A 24,189-nucleotide genomic window follows, 5' to 3' on the forward strand; every position below is an offset into this window, starting at 1 on the left:
CTCCTTTCTTTCATTAATAATTGATCTCTAACGGCGTAAATCGGCCTTCTTCATTTTCTACCATAATAGCGCGGCGATGCACTTCGTAATGACTTGTAATAGGCCAATGATACGCATCTTTTCCTAAATTCCAAACTTCGCTTGGTTTAATAGTCCCTTGCGGGTAAATGCCGATGCCCATTACTAATGTAACAGTGCCATCATTGACAGTAGCCGTAATAGGTTCTTTTACAAATTCTTTTACATCGATAGTACGCGTCTTTTTAGGCGTTACTTTTTCATAAGAAATTTCGCTGGCCTCATTGAAAGCTTTCAGTAATTCATTCCAGTCCACATCCTCTGTAGTAGGCCCTGTCACTTCATAGATGGCGTAATTACAAATAGCCATCATCTTCTTCACTTTCTCAGGCAACTCTTTTCCTTGTAACACTTCTAATCCTGGAGGAGCTACTCGATTCAATCGCTCAATAATAGATGCTACAGAATCGTCTTCCACTATATCCATATCGACATACTCGGCAGCTGCCGTAACACCTAATGCTAGAGCAGAAGAAAAACTAATTTTCATATGAGGATTAAAACCTTCTGAATAAGCCATACGAATACCGGCTCGACGAATCATGCGCTCCACCGCTTGCGCATAATCTAAGTGTGACAAGAATCGTAATTCTTCGCCTTTATGCAAGGCCAAACGTAACTTTTTCAACTCTGCCACCCTCCTCATAATCAACAATAGCCGTATCTAATTCGGGACATACATTACAACCTCTACATGGGCCTCGACGGCAATCAGCTGTTAAGCTAGCATCTACCGCTTGTTCCCATTCTCGTTTTAAGAAAGCCTTGCTTACAGCAGAATCTAAATGATCCCATGGCAATGGTTCGTCAAAAGAACGAGTACGACGTGCAAAATAAGCTGGATCCAAGCCACAATTTGCAAAGGCTTGTAACCATTTTTCATAATCGAAATATTCTGTCCAACCATCAAATTTACAACCTAATTTCCACGCTTCTACAAGAACTTCCGACAACCGACGATCCCCTCGAGCAAACGCGGCTTCCATATACCCTGTATATCCATCGTGATAGTGGTAAGAAATATTGCGGTTATTGATTAGAGACTTTAAGTATCGTTGTTTACGATGAATCTCTTCTACATCTTGCTGTCCATACCATTGGTATGGAGAATGCGTTTTAGGCACAAAGAAGGACACACTTACCGTTACGGAACCATTTCGTTTCCCCGTAATATCTCGATGTAAATCCAATACTTTGTAAGCTAAATCAGCAATACCCGCTAAATCTTCATCTGTCTCAGTAGGTAAACCCATCATAAAATAAAGCTTAACTGTATTCCAACCGGATTTAAAAGCATTCGTACAAGCAGCCAATAAATCTTCTTCGCTAACCCCTTTATTTATAACATCTCGCATCCGTTGAGAACCTGCTTCTGGTGCAAAGGTTAAACCGCTTTTACGGACTTGTTGTACCTTTTTAGCAATATCAATAGAGAAGCTATCAATACGAAGAGATGGCAAGCTAACGCTCACTTGTTTATCTTTAAATTCTTCCATCAATAAGTCTACTAATTCCGGCAATTTAGAATAGTCTGCTGAGCTTAAACTCATTAAAGAAATTTCATTGTACCCTGTATTGGCAATCGTTTCTTTAGCGATTTCCAATAATTTTTCTGGGGTTCGTTCTCGTACAGGACGATATAACATGCCTGCCTGACAGAAACGACAGCCTCTCGTACAACCACGGAATAATTCCAATACAGCTCGGTCATGAACGATATCGAGGAATGGTACTACTGGTTTTGTCGGATAATATACATTCTCTACATCTTCTACGATGCGTTTTTCAATAGCTTTTGGCACATCATCTCCGCGAGGATGGATAGCCTTAAAATCGCCACTTTCTGTATACTCTACATCATATAAAGCAGGGCAGTATGTACCTGGAATTTGAGCTACTTTACGAAGGAACGCTTCTTTGCCACCTGGGAAGCCTTTTGCTTTTTCAGCTTTAAAAAGGTCTACAAATTCATCGCCCCATTCTTCAGATTCGCCAAGAGAAACAATATCAAAGAAATCAGCTAATGGTTCTACGTTGAAAGCACATGGGCCACCAGCTACGAGGAGAGGAAACTCCATATCTCGATCTTTAGCATACATAGGAATACCTGCTAAATCAAGCATATTTAAAATATTGGTAAAGCTCATTTCATACTGCAAAGTAAAGCCTAAAATATCAAAGTCCTTTATGGGTGTTTTTGTTTCTAATGAAAACAATGGGATTTGACGATTGCGCATTTCTTCTTCCATATCGTGCCATGGAGCAAATACCCGTTCCGCCACTACATCATCGCGACGATTCATCAAACCATATAAAATCTTAATCCCTAAATGGCTCATAGCCACTTCGTATACATCAGGAAAAGCGAGGGCCATAGTTACATCTACCGTACTGTGGTCTTTGATGATACTATTCCATTCCCCACCTGTATAACGAGCTGGTTTCTGCACATGTTGTAACCAAGCCGTGTCTAAGTGAATCATAATTCCTCCGTCTAAAGAGACTTCTTTCAAAGGTTAAAAAATATATTTTGTTCGTTGCATGGAAATATTGAGCAGTATACCTATACTGATCATATTTGTCGTCAAGGCACTAACACCGTAACTAATAAAAGGCAATGGAATCCCTGTAACGGGCATAATCCCCATTGTCATACCGATATTGATGAGCACTTCAAAGGCTAGCATAGCACCAATGCCGACCGCTAATAACATGCCGAAACGGTCATTACATGTATAGGCCACATGAATGCTACGGTAAATGAGCAAAAATAATAGGAGCAATACAATGGCACATCCAATAAAGCCCATTTCTTCGCCAATAACGGAAAAAATAAAATCTGTATGATTTTCTGGCAAGAAATTCAACTGACTTTGCGTACCGTTAAATAAGCCTTTCCCTACTATCGTACCAGAACCTATAGCAATTTTAGACTGAATAATGTGGTATCCAGAACCAAAGGGATCGATATCGGGATTTAAAAAGACTAAAATACGTTGTTTTTGGTAGTCTTTCAAAATAAACCAAGCCAATGGTAGCAATAGTACGCCAGTAGTGGCAATAATACGGACTAGCCGCAAGTGAATGCCTGACACAAATAGCATAGCTATAAAAATAGCAATATATACCAATGATGTACCTAAATCAGGCTGCATGAAGACTAGTAAAATAGGGAATCCTACATAGAGAACAGGGAACACAAGAGATTTGAAAGTATGTAACTGTTCATATCTAGGCTCTAACATGTTAGCCATACAGATAATCATCAATAATTTAGAAAATTCTGACGGCTGTATCGTAATAGGACCAATTTCAATCCACCGTTGCGCACCCAGTGCAGATGTACCTACAAAGATAACGGCTAATAGCATAAGTAAAGTAATCACATAAATACTATTAGCCCAGTCTTTCAATTTGCGGTAATCAAAAAATTGTAAGCCTATAACGATTACTACATTGACGAGAAAAAACATAAGTTGCTTCGCCACCAATGTAGAAGCGTCTAATCCAGTTTGGTTCACATGAGTCGCACTACCTATGGCTATGATACCAATAGATACTAACAGTAATGTACTAATAATGATGGTCCAATCACATCGTTGCCAAATTCGTAACCACATAGTACACCTACTTCAATCCTTTACGACGCCATAAACTTTGTTTACCTTCTACTAGTCGGCTCTGTGTAGACCAATGGCTCGTATAGATAACATCACCCTCACCTACTTGTGGCGAAGCCAATGTAGGTTGTGGTTCAACTTCTTTTACAGCAGTGATTGTATCATATTGATTAACTACGTCTTGTTCGTCCCAAGCATCGCCAGTTACGATGTAGTCCACTAAAGGCTTCAGTAATGCCTCATACTTTTGAGGCAATACCTCCGCTAAACGCCCTTCTTGCGTAAACTCTACTATACCTTCTTCATAAGGCAAGATAGCCCCTACATATTCAGCCCCTACCGCATCTAACATATCATATAGATTGGGGTCTGACGGTGCAGGGTGCAAGGAGTTAAATACGACTACATAGTCTCGATGACCATAATCACGGCAAAACTGAATCATCCTCGCCGCATTTCGCAAGGACACCCACAAAGGTTGGGTAATCACTAAAAAGCGATTGGCTAATTTCATAATCGACTCTAAACCGCGACCGATACCAGCTGGTGCATCTACTAGGATATAGTCGTATTGTTCAGATAATCGTTGTACAAATTTTCTATATTTTTTTCGTCCCATATCTTCCCAACGCATTTGTTGGCTCGCAGGAAGAAAGAATAAATTATCTTTGATTTCAATAATAACGTCTTCTGTTAATTCAGCATCATTTATAGCATCGTAAGCATCAAAACAAACTTCATCATTTTTGCCCAATACTAAATCTAAGTCGCGCAAACCAAAGTCACCATCGCAAAGCAATACGCGATAACCTTGTTTGCTAAGAGCTGCCCCTAGGCAAGCAGTAATCGTCGTTTTGCCTACGCCTCCTTTACCGGAGACGAGGCCTATTATGTCTCCCATAGTCGATCCTTTCTAGTTTTGAGTGACAGGTTTCACTGGAGCATCGTCATTATTATCTCTTCCATTCGCTGTGCCCCTTCTTTCCGAGGAAGGCACGGCGCTATCTGTTTTGTTCTTTTTAGTAGGTACATTGAAATAAGCCGCTAGAATGTCATGTACAATAGGTACCGCCGAACTAGAACCAAAGCCGCCTTGTTCTACAATAACAGCAATAACGAGGCGCGGATTGTCGTATGGTGCGTAGGCTGTAAACCAACCGTGATCACGGCCATGTGCATTTTCCGACGTCCCCGTCTTACCCGCTACGTTAACAGGGAAATTTTGGAATAAATTACCTGCCGTACCCCCTTCTGTAGTTACGTCACGCAATCCTTCTCGTACTAAATTCATAACATGATTAGAAATTGGTAAAGAACCTAACTTTTTAGGTCCAAAGATTTCAGCTGGCGTACCATCTGGATTATCGATACGACTCACTACATATGGTTGGTAGCGAATACCCCCATTCGCTACTTGACTCATCATAACAGCCATTTGCAAAGGCGTAGCCAAATGGAAAGACTGACCGATGGCCGCATCAAAGGTTTCCCCTAAATACCATTCGTCATCAAATATTTTTCTCTTATATGCAGCACTGGCCACATTACCTTCTGCTTCGCCTGCTAAATTAATGCCTGTTTTTTCACCGAAGCCAAAATATCGAGCATACGTTTCAATATTATCGATGCCTAAGCGATTACCCATTTCATAGAAATAGACATTGTCAGATTTAGCTAGGGCCGTATTAAAATTGATCCACCCCAGCGCTTCTCCTGCAGCATTTCGCTTATCGACTAACCAGTGGCGACCGCTGTCGAAAATCATTTCATCAGGCGTTACTTTTTTCAAATCTAACGCCGCTGCACCAGTGACAATTTTGAAAGGTGATCCTGGTGGGTATTCACCAGCAATGGCTTTATTTTCGAAAGGATGATTTTCATCTGTATTGAGTTGATTCCATTGAGCGGTGGTAATCCCTCGAGCAAACCAGTTGGGATTAAATTCTGGCGCACTAACCATAGCTAATACGGCTCCTGTATTAGGATCTAACACTACAACAGCAGCACCTGTAGCAGGGGCACCTTCTGCTCGAAGTTGATCTAACTGCTTTGCCACAGCTTCTTCCGCCGCTTTTTGAATATTAACGTCAATGGTTAAGTAAATATTAGAACCGGGAATCGTATGTTTCCGCTCCCCTTCTGCCACAGTTCGTCCCGATGCATCTACTTCTAGTTGCTTCCCCCCATCGACACCGCGCAACACATTATCATAGAGCTTTTCTAAACCTGCTCGTCCCAAAATAGTACCGCCACTAACTGGTGTATTAGGGTCTTTTGCTTTAAACTCTTCCAGCTCTTCTTCGCTGACTTCCCCTACATAACCAAATAATTGGGCTGCCATCGTTTCATAAGGATAAAACCGGAGAGGTTCTACATCAATAGTAACACCTGGTAATTCATGGCGATGCTCTTCAATATTCGTCACTACATCCATAGAAATGTCGGTAGCAATACGGATTGGTTCATAGCCTTCTTTATGATTATCTACTTTTTTGCGAATCTCTTCAGGGTCTTTCTTTAGCACCACTGCTAATTTCTGAAGTTCCTCTTCTGCTAACGGCTTTCCTGTAGGCATAATGGATACTGTATAGGCAGGTCGAGAGCCTACTAAGATTTGTCCATTTCGGTCATACATCACGCCTCTAGCTGCCGTCATAGGAACCATGCGAAGATGATTGCCATCTGCTTTAGCTTGGTAGTAACCACCTTCTAAGACTTGCATAGTAAACAAGCGGAAACCAAGGATAATAAATATGCCCGTTACGATATAGAAGAGCACATCAAAGCGGCTCGTTTTTTTACGTTTATATAAACTTTCAAGCACAGTACACTCCTATAAATTCACCAAAAATAGTTTTCTTCTTCTTGCTTACTTTGCAATAGCCAATGACCTACAGCGCCGAGCAAAACATTCCAAAATAAGGTAGGCAAAATCATATGCCACATATAGGCCAAAAATTCTATCTCTCCCCCACTAGCAGCAATAATAGCAATGCGCATTATTCCATCTAATAGCGTGCTAATAGCTACAATGATACAAGTCCAATACCATCGTTCTTCATACACTCGCTGTTGAACAATAGACAAGATGTACACTAACGCGCTGTACGGAAAGAGATGTAGACCAAAGAAATTAGATATCAATATATCTTGCAAACCTCCACCAATGACAGCTACAGTCAAGCCTGCCAATTGTCCTTTAAATACAGTAACCACAATCACAGCCGTTAAGATTACATTAGGAACCCAATTTGTATGAAATAAAGCTGGCAACAATTGAGCTTGCAAGAACAATAAGAAAAAGCCTGTTAACACAATTGCTAATCGTCTCATGGCGTTACTACTCCTCTAGCCCCTTGGATTTGATCTCGTTGCGTTTGAGGTACTAATTTAGGTTCTAATTCTACTGTATCTGGACTAGCTACCGTAGATGACGTAATAATAAACACTTCTTCTAACCGATGAAAGTCCACCGTTGGTTTAACGACGGCATTTTTTACGAATCCTTCACTATCGTTTTCAATAGATGACACATTGCCTAACAGCAAGCCTTTCGGATAAATACCACCATAACCAGACGTCACTAATTTATCGCCTACAAGGACATCGCCTTCACGAGCAATATTGACCATGGACGGCGTATAAGGACGATTGCCATCGCCTTTCACAACGCCTGCCAATCTCGATTCAGGTCGTTGTACAATAACACCGATAGCACTACGTGGATCCAAATACGTCTGCACCCTTGCAGAATGCGGATACACATCTGTAATGACGCCTACAACGCCACTAGGTACAACGACAGCCATATTCGTTTCGATGCCATCAGCGGCCCCTCTATCAATAGTTAATGTATTGGTCCAGGTGCCGAAATCTTTCATAATAACACCAGCCAAAGTCATAGTAAATTCAGGGTGAGCCCGTTCGTAATCTAACAATTGGCGAAGGCGAATATTCTCAGCCACCACTTCATCGTGATTAACTAATTTCTGTTCCAATTCAGCAATAGTATTGTCTTTTTCACTATCTGTTAAAGCCCTCCCAATAGCTGTATCCAACACATCAATACCAGTAGTAACAGAATTGAGTACTCGTGCAGATCCATAAGTAAAAGGCGTCGTAATCTCCTCCAAAGGAACTGTAACAAAAGGAATGATTGTTCTTTGTTTCCAAGCAAAGCCAAGGAGAGCTAATATAATACAACTCACAGTGACAAAGATGATTAACTTTCGTTCTGACTGTATCATGCTCTACCTTTTCTCCCTTTAGAATTCACAATAAAACGAGTGAGGCTAACGATATTGTTAGCTGCTTTTTGTAAGCCCTCTACGACTTTAGTGTCTGGATTAACTGCTACTTGTACAGGCACGCCTAATTCAGCGCTAATACGCTCTGGTAATCCTTGTAGTTGAGCGGCTCCACCAGTGAGGACAATGCCATATTCCATCATATCTGCTACAATTTCTGGTTCTGTATTACGAATCATTTGTTTGATAGCATCTAACAAACCTTGCAAGACATTATTAATCACTTCATAGATTTCCGATTGGTGTATGACAGATCTACGAACAATGCCATTTGTCATATCACGACCTTGGAAAGAAAACTCTTGTTCCTCTAGTGGCGGTGTAGCAATGGCTATGCTATGTTTTATAGCAGTTATCGTTTGATCCGATACGAGTAATCCAAAACATTGGTTTACGTATTTCATCAAGGCTTTGTCTATGTCGCCGCCGCCAAATCGAATCGTTTGACTTTGTACGGTTCCACCTAAAGACAAAATAGCCATATCTGTGGTCCCTTCACCAATATCGATGACCATAGACCCACGCGGTTGAAAAATAGGCAAATCACAACCAATAGCTGCTGCAATAGGCGCTTCTATGAGAAATACTTCCTTTGCCCCCGCCTGAATAACAGCATCCATCATAGCTCGTTGTTCTACGTCAGTCATGCCACAAGGTACACTAACTAATACACGGGAACGACGCAACGAGTTTGACACTTTATTTAAAAAATAATGCAACATCGTATGCATCACGCGATAATCTACAATAAATCCGTCTTGCAAAAGCGATAGCGAACGCCACATATCTGGCATACGCCGGACGATACGATCCGCTTCGTCTCCAACGGCAACGATTTTCTCTAATTTTGTATCCGTCGCCACAATGGAAGGCTCACTCATCATGGACTCTCTATTGCCACCCATAACGCGCGTAATAGAGGTACCTATATCAATACTTACGTCTTTTCCAAAAGACGGTAAAATGGATTTCATAATGCTATTCTCCTTCATTACTCATCCTTTCATTTTACCATATCTAACTTAATTTACCAATTTCGCTTAAGCTAGTAAATTCCCCATCTCCAATGACTATATGATCTAATACGGGGATGCCCATAAATTGTCCGGCACTGACAAATAGCTTCGTCAATCGAATATCATCGTCACTAGGTCGGCTATCCCCAGAAGGGTGATTGTGAATTAAAATCATGGCCGCCGCATTACAAGCAATGGCCTTTCTAAACACTGTCCGTTGTTCTACCAAACTAGCTGCTATACCGCCTTTTGAAATGGGCTCCATTTGGATTAATGTATTGCGCGACGTAAGCATAGCTACCCATACATGTTCTTCTCGCTCATGGCGGAGCCGCTCCATAACGTATTGCGCTACTACATAAGGCTGCGAAAAATCGGCATAAGTGGACTTCACTTTCAACTCGCCTAAACGTCGGCCCAATTCGATAGCCGCACAAATCGTAACGGCCTTGTCGCGACCAATACCTTTAATCTGCACTAACTCATCTACCGTTATGCAATTCAGACCATACGCCCCATCGGGCAAAGAATCAATAATATCTTTACCTAAATCGATAGCCGATTGACCTTTTAAACCAGTTCTCAGCAAAATAGCTAGTAATTCTTCCATAGCCATTCTCTCTGGTCCTAATGCTAAAAATTTTTCTCTAGGCCTTTGAAAGGGCAACATATCTTTAACACTTACTGTTTTGACTTGCATACAATCCCTCCATTACATATGAATCGTTAGGTTATCTGTATGTCAGTCAATTATGCAATGTTCATTAGCTATAAAACGAACTATAAGATTAGTTCTAAGCATTAACGATAGATTAGCGCTACGATTAATATAAAACTAATCACATCATGTCTTATGAGTTCAGTGCTTTCACTAATTCGTCGTACACCTGTTCCACTGGTAACCCCACTACATTAGTGTAAGACCCTTCGATTCGATCTACCCATAAAGCACCTTTCCCTTGAATACCATAGGCACCAGCTTTATCCAAAGGTTCTTTAGAAGCTATATAGGAAGCAATTTCAAAATCTGCTAAGTCTTTAAAATAAACCTTCGTTTCACTGTGAAAAACGATTTCTTCACCCTTGATGAGAAGGGCTACACCGGTAATGACAGAATGCGCTTTTCCAGATAATTGGCGAAGCATCGAGTCTGCTTCTTTCTCGTCTTTTGGCTTACCTAAGACTACGCCATCTAAAACGACGATAGTATCCGCGCCTAGCACGATGGCTCCATCTGGTACACCCAATGCGTGACGAGCCTTACCTAAGGCCTGTTCTTTCACCATCTCTATAGGATTTGTAGTGGCCACATTAGACTCTTCGTAAGCACTATCTACAACAATATGAGCTATACCGACTTGATTCAATAATTCTCTTCGTCGCGGCGACTGGCTCGCTAAATACAATGCACTCATGCTAGTTTGACTCCTTCTACTCCATTTCGCCCATCTCACTGGTGACATCCTCATTTTCACCAGAGATTAAACGATGGTAATAGGATTTCACATCTTCACCATGTTTCACCGCATCGGCGCGAACAGTGGCATGGAATACAACATCTGCTTCTGGCACACGAATGCGATTTGGCACAAAGCGTTCTAGTATTTCGTAGAACTCATCATCTGCTTTCAAAACAACACGGCCAAATTGGACTTTTTTCCCTTTTACAATAGAATAGACCAAGAACCACATAGGTCGGTCATCGGAGGTCGAACATTTTCGATATTTATAACGATACCGCAAATTCGTGAGAAAATCTCGATTATAGGGATATATGCCATCTATATCATCATAAGCTACAGAAAATCTGCGAGTTCTAAAAAATGACATTTCATCAATAATCAATTCTCTATCCGTCAATATATAGGTATATCGACTGAAAGCTTGCTTTACAATCACTATAATAGCAGCGATTTCGATAAAATATTCTGCTAACAATAGATGGCCTTGTTCATAACTTCTCATCGTTGTATAGGCAACAGCAGCGAGTAATAAAAGTACAAAACAGGCTACTAGCCATTGGGAACTATTGGTTCTCCGTGATTGCTCAGTATATAAGACATTCATAAACGACTCCTTGTATAAAACTCTGCTATATTCATTATATAAAATCCAAGGGCCCACGACTACCTAAAATATGCCATATACCATAAAAGATATAATAAAAATAACTCCCTTATATATCATAAGGGAGTTATTGTATGTATTGCTCTTATACCATCATTATAATGGTTCCAAACAGTCATATAAAGTTATTATTTTTTCAAAGATTGAGTGATACGAGCTGTGTCTCGAGCAATCATGATTTCTTCATTCGTAGGGATTACGAAAATTTTAACTTTAGAGCCTTCTACACTGATTTCTTGCTCTTTGCCACGAACGTTGTTGCGTTCTGCATCGATACGAGTACCAAGGTATTCTAAACCATTACAGATCTCATCACGGTTAGCGATACCGTTTTCACCAATACCTGCCGTAAATACGATAGCATCAACACCACCCATTACTGCTGCAAATGCACCAATTACACGGCGAACTTTATAGTGGAACATATTTAATGCCAATTGAGCACGTTTGTTACCTTTAGCAGCTTCCTCCTCAATAACACGGAAGTCATTAGATACACCAGAAATACCGAGTACACCAGACTCTTTATTCATAATAGCATCTACTTCTTCGTAAGACATACCCGTTTTATCCATCAAGAATGGTACGATAGCAGGGTCAATATCACCAGTACGAGTACCCATGATCAAACCAGATAATGGAGTGAAGCCCATTGTAGTATCGATGGAACGACCGCCTTTAATCGCTGCCAAGGAAGAACCATTACCTAAGTGGCAAGTAATGATGCGAAGATCCGTCATATGTTTACCCATCAATTCTGCGCAACGTTGTGCTACGTATTTATGGGAAGTACCGTGGAAGCCGTAACGACGAATGCCATAATCTTCATAGTAAGAGTATGGAAGAGCGTACATATATGCTTCTTTAGGCATTGTTTGGTGGAATGCAGTATCGAATACACCTACTTGTGGTACGTTAGGCATAATTGCTTCACAAGCTTCGATACCTTGAATATTTGGTGGGTTATGTAAAGGCGCTAATGTAGCACATTCGTTCAATGCTTCCATTACTGCTGGAGTAATCAATACGGAATCAGCAAATTTTTCGCCGCCGTGTACTACACGGTGACCTACTGCATCGATTTCAGACATAGAAGAAATTACGCCAAATTCAGGATCTACTAAGATGTCAAGCAAAATGCGTAATGCTTCTTTGTGGTTCAAAATTGGTTCAACCCGTTCTAACTTATCAGCATTAGGACGTTTGTGAGTGAAGATAGCATCTTCGTCACCAATTTTTTCAAATAAACCTTTTGCTAATTCAGTTTCGTTTGTCATATCAAGTAATTGATATTTCAAGGAAGAACTACCGCAGTTAACTACTAATACGTTCATCGATTAACCCTCTTTCTTTTCTGTAACGTAAATTTTTTGTTCAATTTCTTTGCTGATATCAGCGCCTACTTGATCATCCGATGGATATGTGTAGGTTATATTCCACAATACACCTTCATTCATGAAAATATATTGAGAAATGCGTATCTGTCTGTTTTGCACTACAAATGTGCCATCCATATGTGTAGCTGGCGTGCCGTTTAGGTTTACAGAATTCATAGTCATAGTCGCACCTAGACTATTAAATTCCCCTTCTTTGCCTTTCACATAGTCTTCTACTGTAGGCAACGGTTTTCCAGGACCAGCTTGAATCGCTTTAACTTCGATCATAATATGCTCTGAATTAGCTCCATAAAGATCCATAGGATAGCCATCATTGCTAGTAGATTGTAGGGATTTACCCATTTCATAAGGCAGTGCAATTGTAATTTCAGATTGGCCAGAGCGAATGACTTGATTACCAAAACTGTAGTTGTCCATAACGTTTTGAGAACCGCATCCTGCCACTACTAACAAAGATGCACTCAATAAGCCTGTTACTAGACGTCGTTTCCATTGTACATTCATCAACTCACCTCTCGTCAAATCAGAATCCACAGATAATTATATCATTACAATGCGCCCTATTCTAGTACTTTCAAAAGAAATTATATAAAACGTGAAAATTAGTATATAATCGATAGTATAAAAGAAAGGACAGGCTATGAAAACTATCGGCATTATTTCTGAATACAATCCGTTCCATAAGGGCCATCAATACCAACTAGAACAAGTGCATATGAAAGTTCCCGCGGCAACGCGCATCGCCATTATGAGTGGATCCTTTGTGCAACGTGGCGAACCGGCTTATTTTAGTAAATTCGACCGCGCTCGTTGGGCCATACTCAGCGGCGCCGACGTAGTCATTGAACTGCCAACCATTTACGCCTTAGGAAGTGCTGAAATTTTTAGTACTGGCGCCGTTCGGTTACTAAAAGCGCTCCACATCGATACCATTTCATTTGGCACAGAATTAGATGACCTACATCTATTACAAGAGGCAGCCCAACTACTCAACTCCCCGGAAGGACAACTGCTCATTAGAAATCGCATCCAAACAGGCATCTCTTATGGTACCGCCCTCCGTCAAGTACTGGAAAGAGAATTAGAGAAAGGCCATTTACTGGCTACGGCGCCTAATGCTATTTTAGGATTGGAATATGTGCGTAGCGCCCTTCACTATTATCCAAAGCTAACAGTCCTCCCCATTCAACGTCAATCCGATCATCACAGCAACGAATTAACGGCTACTTTCCCTTCTGGATCAGCCTTGCGACAAGCATTACAAGCCAACCAAGAGGTCACTGATTTTGTTCCCCCTGTTATAGCCGACCATATGAAACAGTGTATTACCACTGGGGCTTATACAAACTACCATCGTTACGAAGACTTTTTATTAGCCTTCTATCGCCTCTTAGAGCCTTCACAATTACATCAATTTGCCGACTTTACTGAAGGTATTGAACACAGATGGCATGAATCGACACAGCATACATCGTGGTCACTCGTATTAGACGCTATCAAAACTAAACGCTACACCTTCGCCCGGTTACAACGAATGGCCGCCTATGGCGCACTAGGTATTACCAAAAAGTTAATGCTGAAAGCCCACCAAGAAGGACCACAATACGCAAGACTTTTGGCCTTTAACAATAAAGGTCGACAATGGCTCAAAGAAAAAGCTTACGATGTGCCTCTCATTCAAAAATGGGCCCCAGCGCGCACGCAAATATCAGCCTTTGGGCAAGCATTGATGAAAATTGACGAAAAAAGTACAGACTTACAAGCCTATACCTTTACCAATGAACAATTACGAGCAGGAAACAAAGATTACACCTATTCTCCACAATATATAATAGACTAGTAAATATCGACTAGCACACCAAAAGACTAGCCCCTGAAACGCTTAACACTGCCATACGGCAATCCTACAACGCTTCAGGGGGCTAGTCTTTTATGTGTTGGTATGTAAGCATATTTAGCATACTATCATATATCATTACTGTTCGATACTTACTTCTTCGCAACCATCCATGTCTTCTACACGCACACGCACTTTTTCTACATGAGATGTAGGAATATTTTTTCCTACATAGTCAGCCCGAATCGGTAGTTCTCGATGACCTCGGTCTACAAGAACAGCTAATTGAATCGATTTAGGGCGGCCAGACGTCATCAGTGCATTGAGGGCGGCTCGTATAGTGCGGCCTGTATACAATACGTCATCTACAAGAATGATTGTTTTTTCTGTAGTTTCAATTTCACAAGTAGGACCATCTTCATCGCGCATATTACGATCATCACGATACATAGCCACATTTAAAGACTCACAAGGAATATGGAGCCCTTCGATACGCTCCATTTCAGCTTGTAAGCGTTTTGCCAATACTACACCACGCCGTTCAATACCGACGATAATGGCATTTGACAGGCCTTTATTGCGTTCTAATATTTCATGACTAATGCGTCGAATGGCGCGAGTAATAGCATCTTTGTCCATCAAAATACGCTTTGTTTCCATAGTAAGTATCCTTATCTCTGTTCTCTATACTCTTTAGCAAAGGTAATACAATGTTGAAAGTCTTCTGGTACTGGCGCTTCGAAATGCATCGCCTCTTTCGTAATAGGATGTACAATATCCAATGTACGAGAATGTAGCGCTTGTCCTTCAATAGGGAAGTCCATACGACGGTATCCATAAAATGGATCATTCACAACAGGGTGACCAATATGAGCAAAATGAACCCGAATTTGATGGGTCCGCCCCGTTTCCAACGAACATTCTACCAATGTATGGCACCCGTAACGCTCTAGCACTTTAAAATGAGTCACAGCGTCTTTACTGTTTTCAAAAACTACAGCCATTTTCATGCGATCTTTCGGATGACGACCAATAGGAGCTTTAATAATTCCCTTCTCTTCTACGATATTCCCTTGCACTAAGGCTAAGTACGTACGCTTAGCAGAATGATCTTTTACTTGCTCTGCCAAACCAATATGAGCAGCATCATTTTTAGCCGCCATCATAACGCCTGATGTATCTTTATCTAAGCGATGTACAATGCCCGGTCTAATTTCACCATTAATGCCAGATAAATCTTTACAATGATAAAGCAAAGCATTTACCAATGTACCTGAATAATTTCCAGCCCCTGGATGTACTACGAGACCTCTCGGTTTATTGATGATAATAATATATTCATCTTCATAGAGATAATCGATGGGAATATCTTCAGGCAACACTTCAATAGACTCTGGCTCTGGTACTTCTACAGCAATCACTAGCCCTTCTGAAAGCCTCATATTAGCTTTACCAGATTTATCATTGACTGTAACGTGCCCAGATTTAATGAGGTTTTGAATATAACTGCGAGAGCCTTCCATTTGTTCTGTTAAAAATACGTCTAAACGCATCCCTTCCTGTTCAGCTTTTACAATATATTCATTCATACTTATTCCTCACTATCTGATCGAAGCAAATAATATACAACACCTATAACGCCTACACAAATACCGATGTCGGCAATATTAAAAATAGGCCATACTCTAAGATCTAAAAAATCTACTACACCACGCAAGGTAAAGCGATCAATACCATTACCAATGGCCCCGGAAATGAGCAATGCCGTCCCTACATGTAGCGATACAGGTCCGTTGTTAATAGTCTTTCTATAAAGGAAAGCAAGAACAACTAATATAACCGCTACGAGCAAAAATATCCATTGCTGATTCTCCAAAATACCAAAAGCCGCCCCTCGGTTAATAATATAAGTAATATGGAGCACATTAGGAATAACTGGTACCGACTCACCTAAATAAAAATGCTCCATTATATAATATTTAGACAATTGATCCAATACTAGCCATACAATGGCGATAAGATAAAACACAAGCAAACTCCAATACATAAATGATATATAACATGTAAGAATCTTATTATAGTTTACATTGTTTTTGGAAAAATAAAAAGAGCTAGCAAGCATATTGCTTACTAGCTCTTTGATTCCAGTGATTATTCAGCGGAAATTACAGATACTGGGCAAACGGATTCGCAAGAACCGCAGTCGATGCAAGTATCGTTGATTTCGTATTTAGTTTCACCTTCAGTAATAGCAGCTACTGGGCAAACAGACGCGCAAGAACCACATTTAATGCAACCATCAGCAATAACTCTCATGATAAACCTCCATAAAATATTAAAAAGAAAACTTGTATTATCATTTACATTGGCTTTCGCCTCAACTTATGTTCTCATTATCACATAAGAAAAGTGTAAAGTCAATTGAAAATGACAAAAAAGTTAATGTGATTTTTGCATAGATTATTTTATTTTATCTCATAAAAGCCTTATTTTACAGACTTTTTGATAGTCCATTTCATTTAGAATCTCACATTTATCTAATTTATAATGATAATCCGCGGTTTATCATTCACTTTCAATTCTCATTATTTTAATAAGAATTTTATTATCAATATCTATTATCACATGAAATATATCCCGTATTAGCAAAATAAAACGGCCAAATCTTTCGATTTGACCGTTTTTGTACTTATTAAGTTAGAGAATTCTCCCCTACCCTATTAGTTACCTGGGAAAAATGGCCATACAATTGGAATTATAATCAGGCTTACTATGAAACATACCACAATTAATGGTACGCCAGCTTTCACATAATCCATAAACTTATATCCACCAGGGCCTAATACTAAGGTATTTGGAGGCGTCCCAACTGGTGTACCAAATGCACAAGATGCAGCAACACCGATAGCCATCAACACGGCATGTGGATCAGCACCCATACCTTTTGCAATAGCCAAACCAATTGGCGCTAATAGTGCCGTAGATGCAGTATTAGACATAAATTGAGTCATTGTACAAGACAAGATAAATAATACAGCAGTAGCAAAGTAAGGACTTGGATCAGAACCCATAACACCTAACACAGCATTAGCAATCATTTGTCCTGCCCCAGATTTATCCAACGCTTCTGCTACTGGCATCATACCAGCAAATAAGAAAATAGTTACCCAATCAATGGAAGAGTACGCTTGTTTTTCTTTTAAACAACCGGTTAATACACATAAAATGGCACCAATAACTGCTACCATACTAAGTGGTAAATTAATACCAAATTTTTTCAAGAAATCCCCTGCTACCATGGCAATAATAACGCCAAGAAGAATTAAACCAGAGTATAATTGCTTTTTAGGATCATTAGATACTTCATCAGCTGATACTTCTTGTTCCACTTCACCAACGTCAGTAATTTCATGTTTTGGTAATAAATGTTTACCTATAAGCATCATAAAAATAATAGTAGCAATTGTCAAAGGAATACCAATCCAAGCGAATTCAAAGAATCCAAATGGCGTAATACCAGATTTAGCTAATGTACCATTAACAATAATATTTGGTGGTGTCCCAACCATAGTAATGATACCACCAATACCAGCAGCAAAGGCTAACGGCATTAATTGACGAGATGCTGGAATTTTAGCAACTGCCGCAATCCCTACTACTACTGGTAATAAAGCAGCTGTAGTACCAGTATTGGACAAGAATGCCGACATAATTGCAGTAACAAGCATAATAGCGAGCATTAGCCGATTTTCGCTTGTTCCCGCCCGAGATACTACGGTCTCCCCTATTTTTTGGGCTAAACCAGTATAAAATAATGCGCCACCAACAACGAACATGCCAGCAAACAGAACTACTGTACTATCAGATAGACCAGAGAATACAGTTTTAGGCGTAATAACCCCTAATAAGCCTAGCGTAATAGCACCACCTAGGGATGTAATAGCTAATGGAATAATTTCTGTTACGAATAAAACAGCCATAACTGCAAGGACGATCAACGTTTGTTCTGCAGCACCCATACATCATCATCTCCTTTCAGAGAAACACACTTATCTAACCTAACATCATTAGAGCTGACATATAGCATAACTTACAATGCCAATAGCAAGAGCCATAACGCCTGTTATTCCATAGCCTTCCTTTGTCTTTGGATAACCAAAGTGTAAGACTTCACTAATAATCCCTCGACGATTAAACCAAGAATATTTTCTTCTCTTTTGAAACCATTGCGATTTACGTTCAGCCCCTATGATAAGTGCAGTAATAAAAAAAACAATAAATGCCCATACAAAACAAATCAGTATTTTCATTTCTATAGATAACAAGATGACCACCTCTACTTACAAAGTACGTTGATAGGTTATTTTGTGAAATTCTTGCCCTCACTTAATGACCGATTCGCTGTATTCCATTTATTGCCATATAACTACTTATAAATTTATAAAATTAGAGTTTTAATAGTCACCAATAGGTGTACCCTCTAGGGTACACCTTGGTGAAATCATATTTTATCGGGACATCATAGCAAGCATTGTACCTGCTGCTACAGCTGTGCCGATTACACCAGCCACGTTCGGACCCATAGCATGCATGAGCAAGAAGTTGGATGGATTTGCTTTCGCACCTACAACCTGAGATACACGAGCCGCCATTGGTACTGCAGATACACCAGCAGAGCCAATAAGTGGATTTGTTTTGCCACCATCAAGTATGCTCATCAATTTACCAAATAATACACCACCTGCAGTACCTGCAATGAATGCTACTAAACCTAACAAGATAATTTTAATAGTTTCCATTGTTAAGAAATGTTCTGCATTCATAGTTAAACCAGTACCTGTTGCTAAGAAAATAGTAACGATATTGATTAACGCATTTTGAGATGTATCAGATAAACGCTCCGTTACACCAGACTCACGGAATAAGTTACCAAGCATCAACATACCTAATAAAGATGTAATGGAAGGTAATAATAGAGAAATGAAGATTGTGGAAACAATTGGGAAAGCAATTTTTTCAAATTTGCTGACCTCACGTAATTGTTCCATTACAATTTCACGCTCTTTTTGCGTCGTTAACAACTTCATTACTGGTGGTTGGATTAACGGTACCAAAGACATATAAGAATATGCGGCAACCGCTATAGCACCAAGTAATTCAGGAGCTAATTTTGCAGCTAAATAAATAGATGTAGGGCCGTCAGCACCACCGATAATACCGATAGCTGCTGCTTGCGGTTGAGTAAAACCTACTAACATAGCACCGGCCAAGGCTATAAATACACCAATTTGAGCAGCTGCGCCTAAAAGCAATGTTTTAGGATTTGCAAGGAGCGGACCAAAGTCAGTCATCGCACCAACGCCAAGGAAGATCAAAGGTGGGAAAATCTCATGAGATACACCAGCACTGATCAATGCCATTACACCTTCTTCAAAGCCGTTGCGAGGAATATTGGCCAAAATACACCCGAAGGCGATTGGACCTAACAACAATGGTTCAAACTCTTTAGCAAACGCCATATACAATAAGATTATACCGACTAGAATCATAATAGCATTACCAATAGTAAAAGCTTGGAATGCGCTATCCATCCAGACGGAATTAATCGCTACGCTAAAAGCATCCATGTGCGATCCCCTTTCAAAAAATATAGAGTTGTAAGGGAGGTGTTACGCCTCCCTATAGTTTGTATTAACCAAGAACTACCATGTCTTCGCCAGTAGATACTGTTTGGTTAGCAGCAACGCGAACATCTGCAATAACGCCATCACGAGGAGCTGCGATTTCATTTTGCATTTTCATGGCTTCAAGAATCAACAATGTTTCACCTTTTTTAACTTGTTGACCAGCAGATACTGCTACAGATAGGATTTTACCTGGCATTGGAGCTTTTACAGTTTCTGCACCAGCTGGAACTGCTGCAGGTGCTGCTGCTGGAGCTGGAGCTGCTGCTGGAGCCGGAGCTGCTTTAGGGGCTGAAGCCGCCGCTGGAGCTGGTGCTGCTGCTGGCGCACCTGCTTTTACTTCATTTACTTCTACTTCATATGCTGTGCCATTTACTGTAACGTTGAATTTTTTCATCTTAAATTCCTCCAAATGTGTGTTCACACAAAAATTTCAAATAATTTACACATATAAATAGGATAATCCTATCGTTTACCGCGCAAGCGACCTTCCATTTTCCAATTGTAGCTTACAATTGGACGAATGTGTGCAATTTGATTACTAGAGTAACCCATTGCTTCTAAAGCACCTACGATAGCAGCCACTACTTCTTTACTAGGTGCTGTACCATTAGGTTTTGTAGCATTGCTCATGACTACTGCCTCCTCAATAATGAATTAATTTCTACCGCTCAAACGGCCTTCTAAACGCCATTTAGTGCTTGTTGATGTTGGGCGAATCGAAGCAATTTGCTCAGATGTATACCCCATAGCTACAATAGCACCTACGATAGCAGCTACAATTTCTTCTTCATTATTTGCTGGTACAGTTGTATCAGCCACTACAGGAGCTGCTGTAGCAACAGGAGCTGCGACAGGGGCTGGCTCTGGCTTCTTCTTAGTTGGATCAATCCAATAAATGATCTTCATAAGGATGCCTAATGCAATAAGAACGGCAAAAACAACCGTCATATTAATTAGCATAATAAGCCAAGGGCTAGGTCCTTCCATAAGTATGTCTCCTTTCTATAAATTTAAAATAAGAAAGGTATCTCCCTAATCCGATATTAAATATACTACATCGAATTATAGTGGAATATTACCGTGTTTCTTAGGCGCACGATTTTCTCGTTTGCTTGCTAACATTGCTAAAGCATTGATAATTGCAGGACGAGTGTGTTTAGGCTCAATAACAACATCTACGAAACCACGTTCAGCAGCTTTGTAAGGTGTTGCGAACTCTTCTACATATTTAGCTGTTTTTTCTTCTTTATCTTCGTCTTTTTTGAAGATAATATTAGCTGCACCAGCAGGTCCCATTACAGCAATTTCAGATGTAGGCCATGCATATACTTGATCTGCTCCCAAATCTTGAGAACACATAGCCAAATAAGATCCGCCGTACGCTTTACGAGTGATAACAGTAATTTTAGGTACTGTAGCTTCAGAATAAGCATATAACATTTTAGCACCGTGACGAATGATACCGCCCCATTCTTGATTTGTGCCAGGCAAGAAACCAGGAACGTCAACAAAGTTAACGATTGGAATATTGAAAGCATCACAGAAACGAATGAAACGAGACGATTTATCAGATGCATTAATATCTAAGCAACCAGCCATAACTTTAGGTTGGTTTGCAATAATACCTACTGATTGACCATCGAAACGAGCAAAGCAAGTAATGATGTTTGTAGCATAGAATGGTTGTACTTCATAGAATTCACCATTATCTACTGTCGCAGCGATAACATCTTTCATGTCATATGGCATATTTGGGTTATCTGGCAACAATGTATTCAATTCATCATTTTCACGAGTTGGAGAATCCCCAGTATCCACAATTGGTGCATCTTCCATATTATTGCTTGGCAAGAAGCTTAACAAGTAACGAATTTGTTCAATGCAGTCATCTTCATTTTCAGCTGCAAAATGAGCACAACCAGAAACAGAGTTATGTGCCATTGCACCGCCAAGATCTTCTGCAGATACTTCTTCACCTGTTACGGATTTAATAACCGCAGGACCAGTAATAAACATTTGAGATGTGTTTTTTACCATATAGATGAAGTCAGTCAATGCTGGAGAATATACAGCACCGCCCGCACAAGGTCCCATAATTACGGAAATTTGTGGAATTACGCCAGATGCATTCGTATTTTCAAAGAAAATTTTGCCGTAACCAGCAAGTGCATCTACAGCTTCTTGAATACGAGCCCCACCAGAATCATTAATACCAATAATAGGTGCCCCCATTTTCATAGCTAAACGTTGTACTTTTACGATTTTAGCAGCATGCATTTCACCAAGAGAACCACCTTCTACAGTGAAATCTTGCGCAAAAGCATATACTAAACGCCCATTAATTGTACCGTAACCAGTAACAACACCTTCGCCTGGCAATTCTTTCTTCTCTTGACCAAAGTTAACACAACGATGTTTAACAAATTGATCGAGTTCAACAAAAGAATTGTCGTCAAACAATTTGGCTATACGTTCACGCGCGGTCATTTTGCCTTGAGCATGTTGTTTCTCAATGCGTTTTTCTCCGCCACCAGCTTTTACCTTAGCTAGTTTCTCATGCAATAACGCAATTTTTTCCTGCACTGTTTGCATATCAGTACCTCCATAAAAAACTTGTTACATGTATTATTTTATTTTATTCGTTGGCAAAGTTCAAGTAAAACGCCACCTGTCGCTTTTGGATGTAAGAATGCAATAGCAGAGCCACCAGCACCATAACGAGGTTTTTCATCAATCATTTGAACGCCTTTTGCCATAAGGTCAGCAATAGCAGTTTCAATGTTGTCAACGCGCAATGCTACGTGTTGAATACCATCACGGCCACCATTTTTTTCAATAAATTTACCGATAGGACCATCTGGAGTAGTAGTTTCTAAGAACTCTAATTCAGCATCACCACAAGGGAAGAAAGATACTTTTACTTTTTGCTCTTCTACTACTTCATCTTCAGGAAGATGCTCCATACCTAACACATTTTTATAAAATTCTTTAGTAGATTCTAAGTCTTTTACACCAATACCAATATGGTCGACTTGTAAAATTTTGAAAGCCATTGTAATTAGCTCCTTTCAATGAAAATTATGACTACTATAATTGTGTAGTTATATACAGTATGTATATACTTCTATTTTAACACACTAGTCATTACATTACTTACAACTGTATATGGATCATTTATCCGTTCATTAACAGCTGCTACTTGTTGATTAAATTCATCGCTATTAACAACTTTTTCAGCTACATAGCGGCCAATTTGTTCATTGATCATAGCGATCATTTCATCTCGAGTGCGTTCTGCTCTACGAGCTACGAGCTCACCAGAGTCTTCCAGATACTCGAAATGTTCATCTAAGGCTTCAATTAATTCATCTACACCTTGATCTTTACTAGCAATAGTTCGCTTAATCGGTGGACGCCATTGCACTTCACGAGAATCGAGATCTAGCATCATTTCGATTTCTACATTTAATCGATCTACACCGTCTCGGTCCGCTTTATTAATAGCAAAGACATCACCAATTTCGAGGATACCTGCTTTGATAGCTTGAATATCATCCCCTAAACCAGGCACGAGAACAACTAATGTAGTATCCGCATTTTTAACGATATCTACTTCAGACTGTCCTACCCCAACAGTTTCGACAATAACTAAATCCATGCCAAAAGCATCCATAAGTTTTACTACATCTGCAGTCTTTTTAGACAAGCCACCAAGACTACCGCGAGTGCCCATGCTTCGAATAAAAACATTTTCATTCAATGTTAAATCATTCATTCGAATACGGTCCCCCAAAATAGCACCACCAGAAAATGGACTAGTTGGGTCGATGGCAACGATGCCAATTTTTTTACCTTGATCTAAGTAATGTTTAACTACTTTGTCAGTCAAGGTACTTTTACCAGCACCAGGGGCCCCGGTAATACCAAGAATACGAGCATTTCCTGTTTTAGGATAAATGGCTTTCATAATGTCAATAGCATTATCATACTCGTTTTCTACAGCCGTAATGGACCGTGCTAAGGCGAGCCTGGAACCTTCAAATAGTTCTTTTACTAAATCCATGCGCCTCACCACCTATCTTAAAATATGGGAATAGAGGGATCCAGCTATGTTCAGTTG

At 40.0% G+C, this 24,189-nt stretch carries 27 protein-coding genes; 1 reads left to right on the plus strand and 26 read right to left on the minus strand.

Annotated elements, in window-relative coordinates:
- Positions 1–13: 13 nt before the first annotated feature.
- The 13 genes from NFR29_RS00400 to NFR29_RS00460 all read right to left on the minus strand — a co-directional run bounded on the left by NFR29_RS00400 (position 14) and on the right by NFR29_RS00460 (position 13,079).
- Positions 14–706: a TIGR03936 family radical SAM-associated protein gene (locus NFR29_RS00400; protein ID WP_338146887.1), complete on the minus strand. Its 693-nt coding sequence runs from the start codon at positions 704–706 to the stop codon at positions 14–16.
- On the minus strand, positions 678–2,561 hold the full coding sequence (locus NFR29_RS00405) for a TIGR03960 family B12-binding radical SAM protein (protein ID WP_251421545.1): 1,884 nt from the start codon (positions 2,559–2,561) through the stop codon (positions 678–680). The genes NFR29_RS00400 and NFR29_RS00405 overlap by 29 nt, the downstream gene beginning before the upstream one ends.
- Positions 2,562–2,594: 33 nt before the next feature.
- Complete coding sequence (gene rodA / locus NFR29_RS00410; protein WP_251421548.1) at positions 2,595–3,698, minus strand: rod shape-determining protein RodA; 1,104 nt, start codon at positions 3,696–3,698, stop codon at positions 2,595–2,597.
- 7 nt (positions 3,699–3,705) lie between these two features.
- Entirely contained in the window at positions 3,706–4,599 is an 894-nt protein-coding gene (locus tag NFR29_RS00415; protein ID WP_251421551.1) for an AAA family ATPase, read from the minus strand.
- Positions 4,600–4,611: 12 nt separating this feature from the next.
- The gene (gene mrdA / locus NFR29_RS00420) at positions 4,612–6,522 is read right to left on the minus strand and encodes a penicillin-binding protein 2 (RefSeq protein WP_251421554.1); all 1,911 of its coding nucleotides are present in this window, start codon (positions 6,520–6,522) and stop codon (positions 4,612–4,614) included.
- A gap of 17 nt (positions 6,523–6,539) precedes the next feature.
- Complete coding sequence (mreD, locus tag NFR29_RS00425; RefSeq protein ID WP_251421556.1) at positions 6,540–7,031, minus strand: rod shape-determining protein MreD; 492 nt, start codon at positions 7,029–7,031, stop codon at positions 6,540–6,542.
- Positions 7,028–7,945, minus strand: coding sequence for a rod shape-determining protein MreC (mreC, locus tag NFR29_RS00430; protein ID WP_251421559.1), 918 nt, complete (start codon positions 7,943–7,945; stop codon positions 7,028–7,030). The genes mreD and mreC overlap by 4 nt, the downstream gene beginning before the upstream one ends.
- Positions 7,942–8,979 carry a rod shape-determining protein gene (gene mreB / locus NFR29_RS00435; protein ID WP_251421562.1) on the minus strand — a complete coding sequence of 346 codons (1,038 nt, stop codon included), beginning with the start codon at positions 8,977–8,979 and terminating at the stop codon, positions 7,942–7,944. Before mreB ends, mreC begins: the two co-directional genes overlap by 4 nt.
- A 43-nt stretch (positions 8,980–9,022) precedes the next feature.
- Positions 9,023–9,721, minus strand: coding sequence for a RadC family protein (gene radC, locus NFR29_RS00440; RefSeq protein WP_251421565.1), 699 nt, complete (start codon positions 9,719–9,721; stop codon positions 9,023–9,025).
- Between the two features lie 151 nt (positions 9,722–9,872).
- The gene (locus NFR29_RS00445) at positions 9,873–10,436 is read right to left on the minus strand and encodes a Maf family protein (protein WP_251421568.1); all 564 of its coding nucleotides are present in this window, start codon (positions 10,434–10,436) and stop codon (positions 9,873–9,875) included.
- Positions 10,437–10,452: 16 nt separating this feature from the next.
- Positions 10,453–11,088 (minus strand): hypothetical protein, encoded by a 636-nt coding sequence (locus tag NFR29_RS00450; protein WP_251421571.1) that lies wholly within the window; start codon positions 11,086–11,088, stop codon positions 10,453–10,455.
- A 188-nt stretch (positions 11,089–11,276) separates the two neighbouring features.
- The gene (locus NFR29_RS00455) at positions 11,277–12,482 is read right to left on the minus strand and encodes an acetate/propionate family kinase (RefSeq protein ID WP_251421574.1); all 1,206 of its coding nucleotides are present in this window, start codon (positions 12,480–12,482) and stop codon (positions 11,277–11,279) included.
- A gap of 3 nt (positions 12,483–12,485) precedes the next feature.
- A complete protein-coding gene (locus NFR29_RS00460) occupies positions 12,486–13,079 on the minus strand; it encodes a hypothetical protein (protein WP_251421576.1) in 594 nt (197 codons plus the stop codon).
- A gap of 106 nt (positions 13,080–13,185) precedes the next feature.
- Between NFR29_RS00460 and NFR29_RS00465 the strand changes: the two genes are divergently transcribed.
- Positions 13,186–14,385 carry a tRNA(Met) cytidine acetate ligase gene (locus NFR29_RS00465; RefSeq protein ID WP_251421581.1) on the plus strand — a complete coding sequence of 400 codons (1,200 nt, stop codon included), beginning with the start codon at positions 13,186–13,188 and terminating at the stop codon, positions 14,383–14,385.
- Between the two features lie 135 nt (positions 14,386–14,520).
- Here the strand turns inward: NFR29_RS00465 and pyrR are convergent, their stop codons facing one another.
- From pyrR to meaB, 13 genes are all read right to left on the minus strand, one after another.
- A complete protein-coding gene (pyrR, locus tag NFR29_RS00470) occupies positions 14,521–15,042 on the minus strand; it encodes a bifunctional pyr operon transcriptional regulator/uracil phosphoribosyltransferase PyrR (protein WP_251421584.1) in 522 nt (173 codons plus the stop codon).
- 11 nt (positions 15,043–15,053) lie between these two features.
- Complete coding sequence (locus tag NFR29_RS00475) at positions 15,054–15,971, minus strand: RluA family pseudouridine synthase (protein WP_251421587.1); 918 nt, start codon at positions 15,969–15,971, stop codon at positions 15,054–15,056.
- Positions 15,972–15,973: 2 nt separating this feature from the next.
- A complete protein-coding gene (gene lspA / locus NFR29_RS00480) occupies positions 15,974–16,411 on the minus strand; it encodes a signal peptidase II (RefSeq protein ID WP_251421590.1) in 438 nt (145 codons plus the stop codon).
- Between the two features lie 122 nt (positions 16,412–16,533).
- Positions 16,534–16,698, minus strand: coding sequence for a DUF362 domain-containing protein (locus NFR29_RS00485; protein ID WP_251421593.1), 165 nt, complete (start codon positions 16,696–16,698; stop codon positions 16,534–16,536).
- 404 nt (positions 16,699–17,102) lie between these two features.
- The gene (locus NFR29_RS00490) at positions 17,103–18,401 is read right to left on the minus strand and encodes an SLC13 family permease (protein ID WP_251421596.1); all 1,299 of its coding nucleotides are present in this window, start codon (positions 18,399–18,401) and stop codon (positions 17,103–17,105) included.
- A gap of 48 nt (positions 18,402–18,449) precedes the next feature.
- The gene (locus tag NFR29_RS00495; RefSeq protein ID WP_338146888.1) at positions 18,450–18,707 is read right to left on the minus strand and encodes a hypothetical protein; all 258 of its coding nucleotides are present in this window, start codon (positions 18,705–18,707) and stop codon (positions 18,450–18,452) included.
- A 183-nt stretch (positions 18,708–18,890) separates the two neighbouring features.
- Positions 18,891–20,009, minus strand: a complete 1,119-nt coding sequence (mmdB, locus tag NFR29_RS00500) for a methylmalonyl-CoA decarboxylase subunit beta (protein WP_251421602.1) — start codon at positions 20,007–20,009, stop codon at positions 18,891–18,893.
- A 64-nt stretch (positions 20,010–20,073) separates the two neighbouring features.
- Positions 20,074–20,463: a methylmalonyl-CoA decarboxylase subunit gamma gene (mmdC, locus tag NFR29_RS00505; RefSeq protein WP_251421605.1), complete on the minus strand. Its 390-nt coding sequence runs from the start codon at positions 20,461–20,463 to the stop codon at positions 20,074–20,076.
- Between the two features lie 68 nt (positions 20,464–20,531).
- Positions 20,532–20,699, minus strand: a complete 168-nt coding sequence (mmdE, locus tag NFR29_RS00510; protein ID WP_251421608.1) for a methylmalonyl-CoA decarboxylase subunit epsilon — start codon at positions 20,697–20,699, stop codon at positions 20,532–20,534.
- Between the two features lie 24 nt (positions 20,700–20,723).
- Positions 20,724–21,056 carry a methylmalonyl-CoA decarboxylase subunit delta gene (mmdD, locus tag NFR29_RS00515; protein ID WP_251421611.1) on the minus strand — a complete coding sequence of 111 codons (333 nt, stop codon included), beginning with the start codon at positions 21,054–21,056 and terminating at the stop codon, positions 20,724–20,726.
- 75 nt (positions 21,057–21,131) lie between these two features.
- Positions 21,132–22,661: a methylmalonyl-CoA decarboxylase subunit alpha gene (mmdA, locus tag NFR29_RS00520; protein WP_251421614.1), complete on the minus strand. Its 1,530-nt coding sequence runs from the start codon at positions 22,659–22,661 to the stop codon at positions 21,132–21,134.
- Positions 22,662–22,699: 38 nt separating this feature from the next.
- Entirely contained in the window at positions 22,700–23,122 is a 423-nt protein-coding gene (mce, locus tag NFR29_RS00525; RefSeq protein ID WP_251421617.1) for a methylmalonyl-CoA epimerase, read from the minus strand.
- Positions 23,123–23,193: 71 nt separating this feature from the next.
- A complete protein-coding gene (meaB, locus tag NFR29_RS00530; RefSeq protein ID WP_251421618.1) occupies positions 23,194–24,132 on the minus strand; it encodes a methylmalonyl Co-A mutase-associated GTPase MeaB in 939 nt (312 codons plus the stop codon).
- Positions 24,133–24,189 lie beyond the last annotated feature (57 nt).

Origin of the sequence: Veillonella agrestimuris, from assembly GCF_943193065.1 — a bacterium.
In the GTDB taxonomy this organism is placed as follows: Bacteria; Bacillota; Negativicutes; order Veillonellales; family Veillonellaceae; genus Veillonella; species Veillonella agrestimuris.

Excerpts from the sequence above, each read along its gene's own strand:
- NFR29_RS00405 (WP_251421545.1), bottom strand. The coding sequence starts at position 2,561 with ATGATTCACTTAGACACGGCTTGGTTACAACATGTGCAGAAACCAGCT.
- rodA (WP_251421548.1), bottom strand. The coding sequence starts at position 3,698 with ATGTGGTTACGAATTTGGCAACGATGTGATTGGACCATCATTATTAGT.
- NFR29_RS00415 (WP_251421551.1), bottom strand. The coding sequence starts at position 4,599 with ATGGGAGACATAATAGGCCTCGTCTCCGGTAAAGGAGGCGTAGGCAAA.
- mreD (WP_251421556.1), bottom strand. The coding sequence starts at position 7,031 with ATGAGACGATTAGCAATTGTGTTAACAGGCTTTTTCTTATTGTTCTTG.
- mreC (WP_251421559.1), bottom strand. The coding sequence starts at position 7,945 with ATGATACAGTCAGAACGAAAGTTAATCATCTTTGTCACTGTGAGTTGT.
- mreB (WP_251421562.1), bottom strand. The coding sequence starts at position 8,979 with ATGAAATCCATTTTACCGTCTTTTGGAAAAGACGTAAGTATTGATATA.
- radC (WP_251421565.1), bottom strand. The coding sequence starts at position 9,721 with ATGCAAGTCAAAACAGTAAGTGTTAAAGATATGTTGCCCTTTCAAAGG.
- NFR29_RS00445 (WP_251421568.1), bottom strand. The coding sequence starts at position 10,436 with ATGAGTGCATTGTATTTAGCGAGCCAGTCGCCGCGACGAAGAGAATTA.
- NFR29_RS00450 (WP_251421571.1), bottom strand. The coding sequence starts at position 11,088 with ATGAATGTCTTATATACTGAGCAATCACGGAGAACCAATAGTTCCCAA.
- NFR29_RS00455 (WP_251421574.1), bottom strand. The coding sequence starts at position 12,482 with ATGAACGTATTAGTAGTTAACTGCGGTAGTTCTTCCTTGAAATATCAA.
- NFR29_RS00465 (WP_251421581.1), top strand. The coding sequence starts at position 13,186 with ATGAAAACTATCGGCATTATTTCTGAATACAATCCGTTCCATAAGGGC.
- pyrR (WP_251421584.1), bottom strand. The coding sequence starts at position 15,042 with ATGGAAACAAAGCGTATTTTGATGGACAAAGATGCTATTACTCGCGCC.
- NFR29_RS00475 (WP_251421587.1), bottom strand. The coding sequence starts at position 15,971 with ATGAATGAATATATTGTAAAAGCTGAACAGGAAGGGATGCGTTTAGAC.
- NFR29_RS00485 (WP_251421593.1), bottom strand. The coding sequence starts at position 16,698 with ATGAGAGTTATTGCTGATGGTTGCATTAAATGTGGTTCTTGCGCGTCT.
- NFR29_RS00490 (WP_251421596.1), bottom strand. The coding sequence starts at position 18,401 with ATGGGTGCTGCAGAACAAACGTTGATCGTCCTTGCAGTTATGGCTGTT.
- mmdB (WP_251421602.1), bottom strand. The coding sequence starts at position 20,009 with ATGGATGCTTTTAGCGTAGCGATTAATTCCGTCTGGATGGATAGCGCA.
- mmdC (WP_251421605.1), bottom strand. The coding sequence starts at position 20,463 with ATGAAAAAATTCAACGTTACAGTAAATGGCACAGCATATGAAGTAGAA.
- mmdE (WP_251421608.1), bottom strand. The coding sequence starts at position 20,699 with ATGAGCAATGCTACAAAACCTAATGGTACAGCACCTAGTAAAGAAGTA.
- mmdD (WP_251421611.1), bottom strand. The coding sequence starts at position 21,056 with ATGGAAGGACCTAGCCCTTGGCTTATTATGCTAATTAATATGACGGTT.
- mmdA (WP_251421614.1), bottom strand. The coding sequence starts at position 22,661 with ATGCAAACAGTGCAGGAAAAAATTGCGTTATTGCATGAGAAACTAGCT.
- mce (WP_251421617.1), bottom strand. The coding sequence starts at position 23,122 with ATGGCTTTCAAAATTTTACAAGTCGACCATATTGGTATTGGTGTAAAA.
- meaB (WP_251421618.1), bottom strand. The coding sequence starts at position 24,132 with ATGGATTTAGTAAAAGAACTATTTGAAGGTTCCAGGCTCGCCTTAGCA.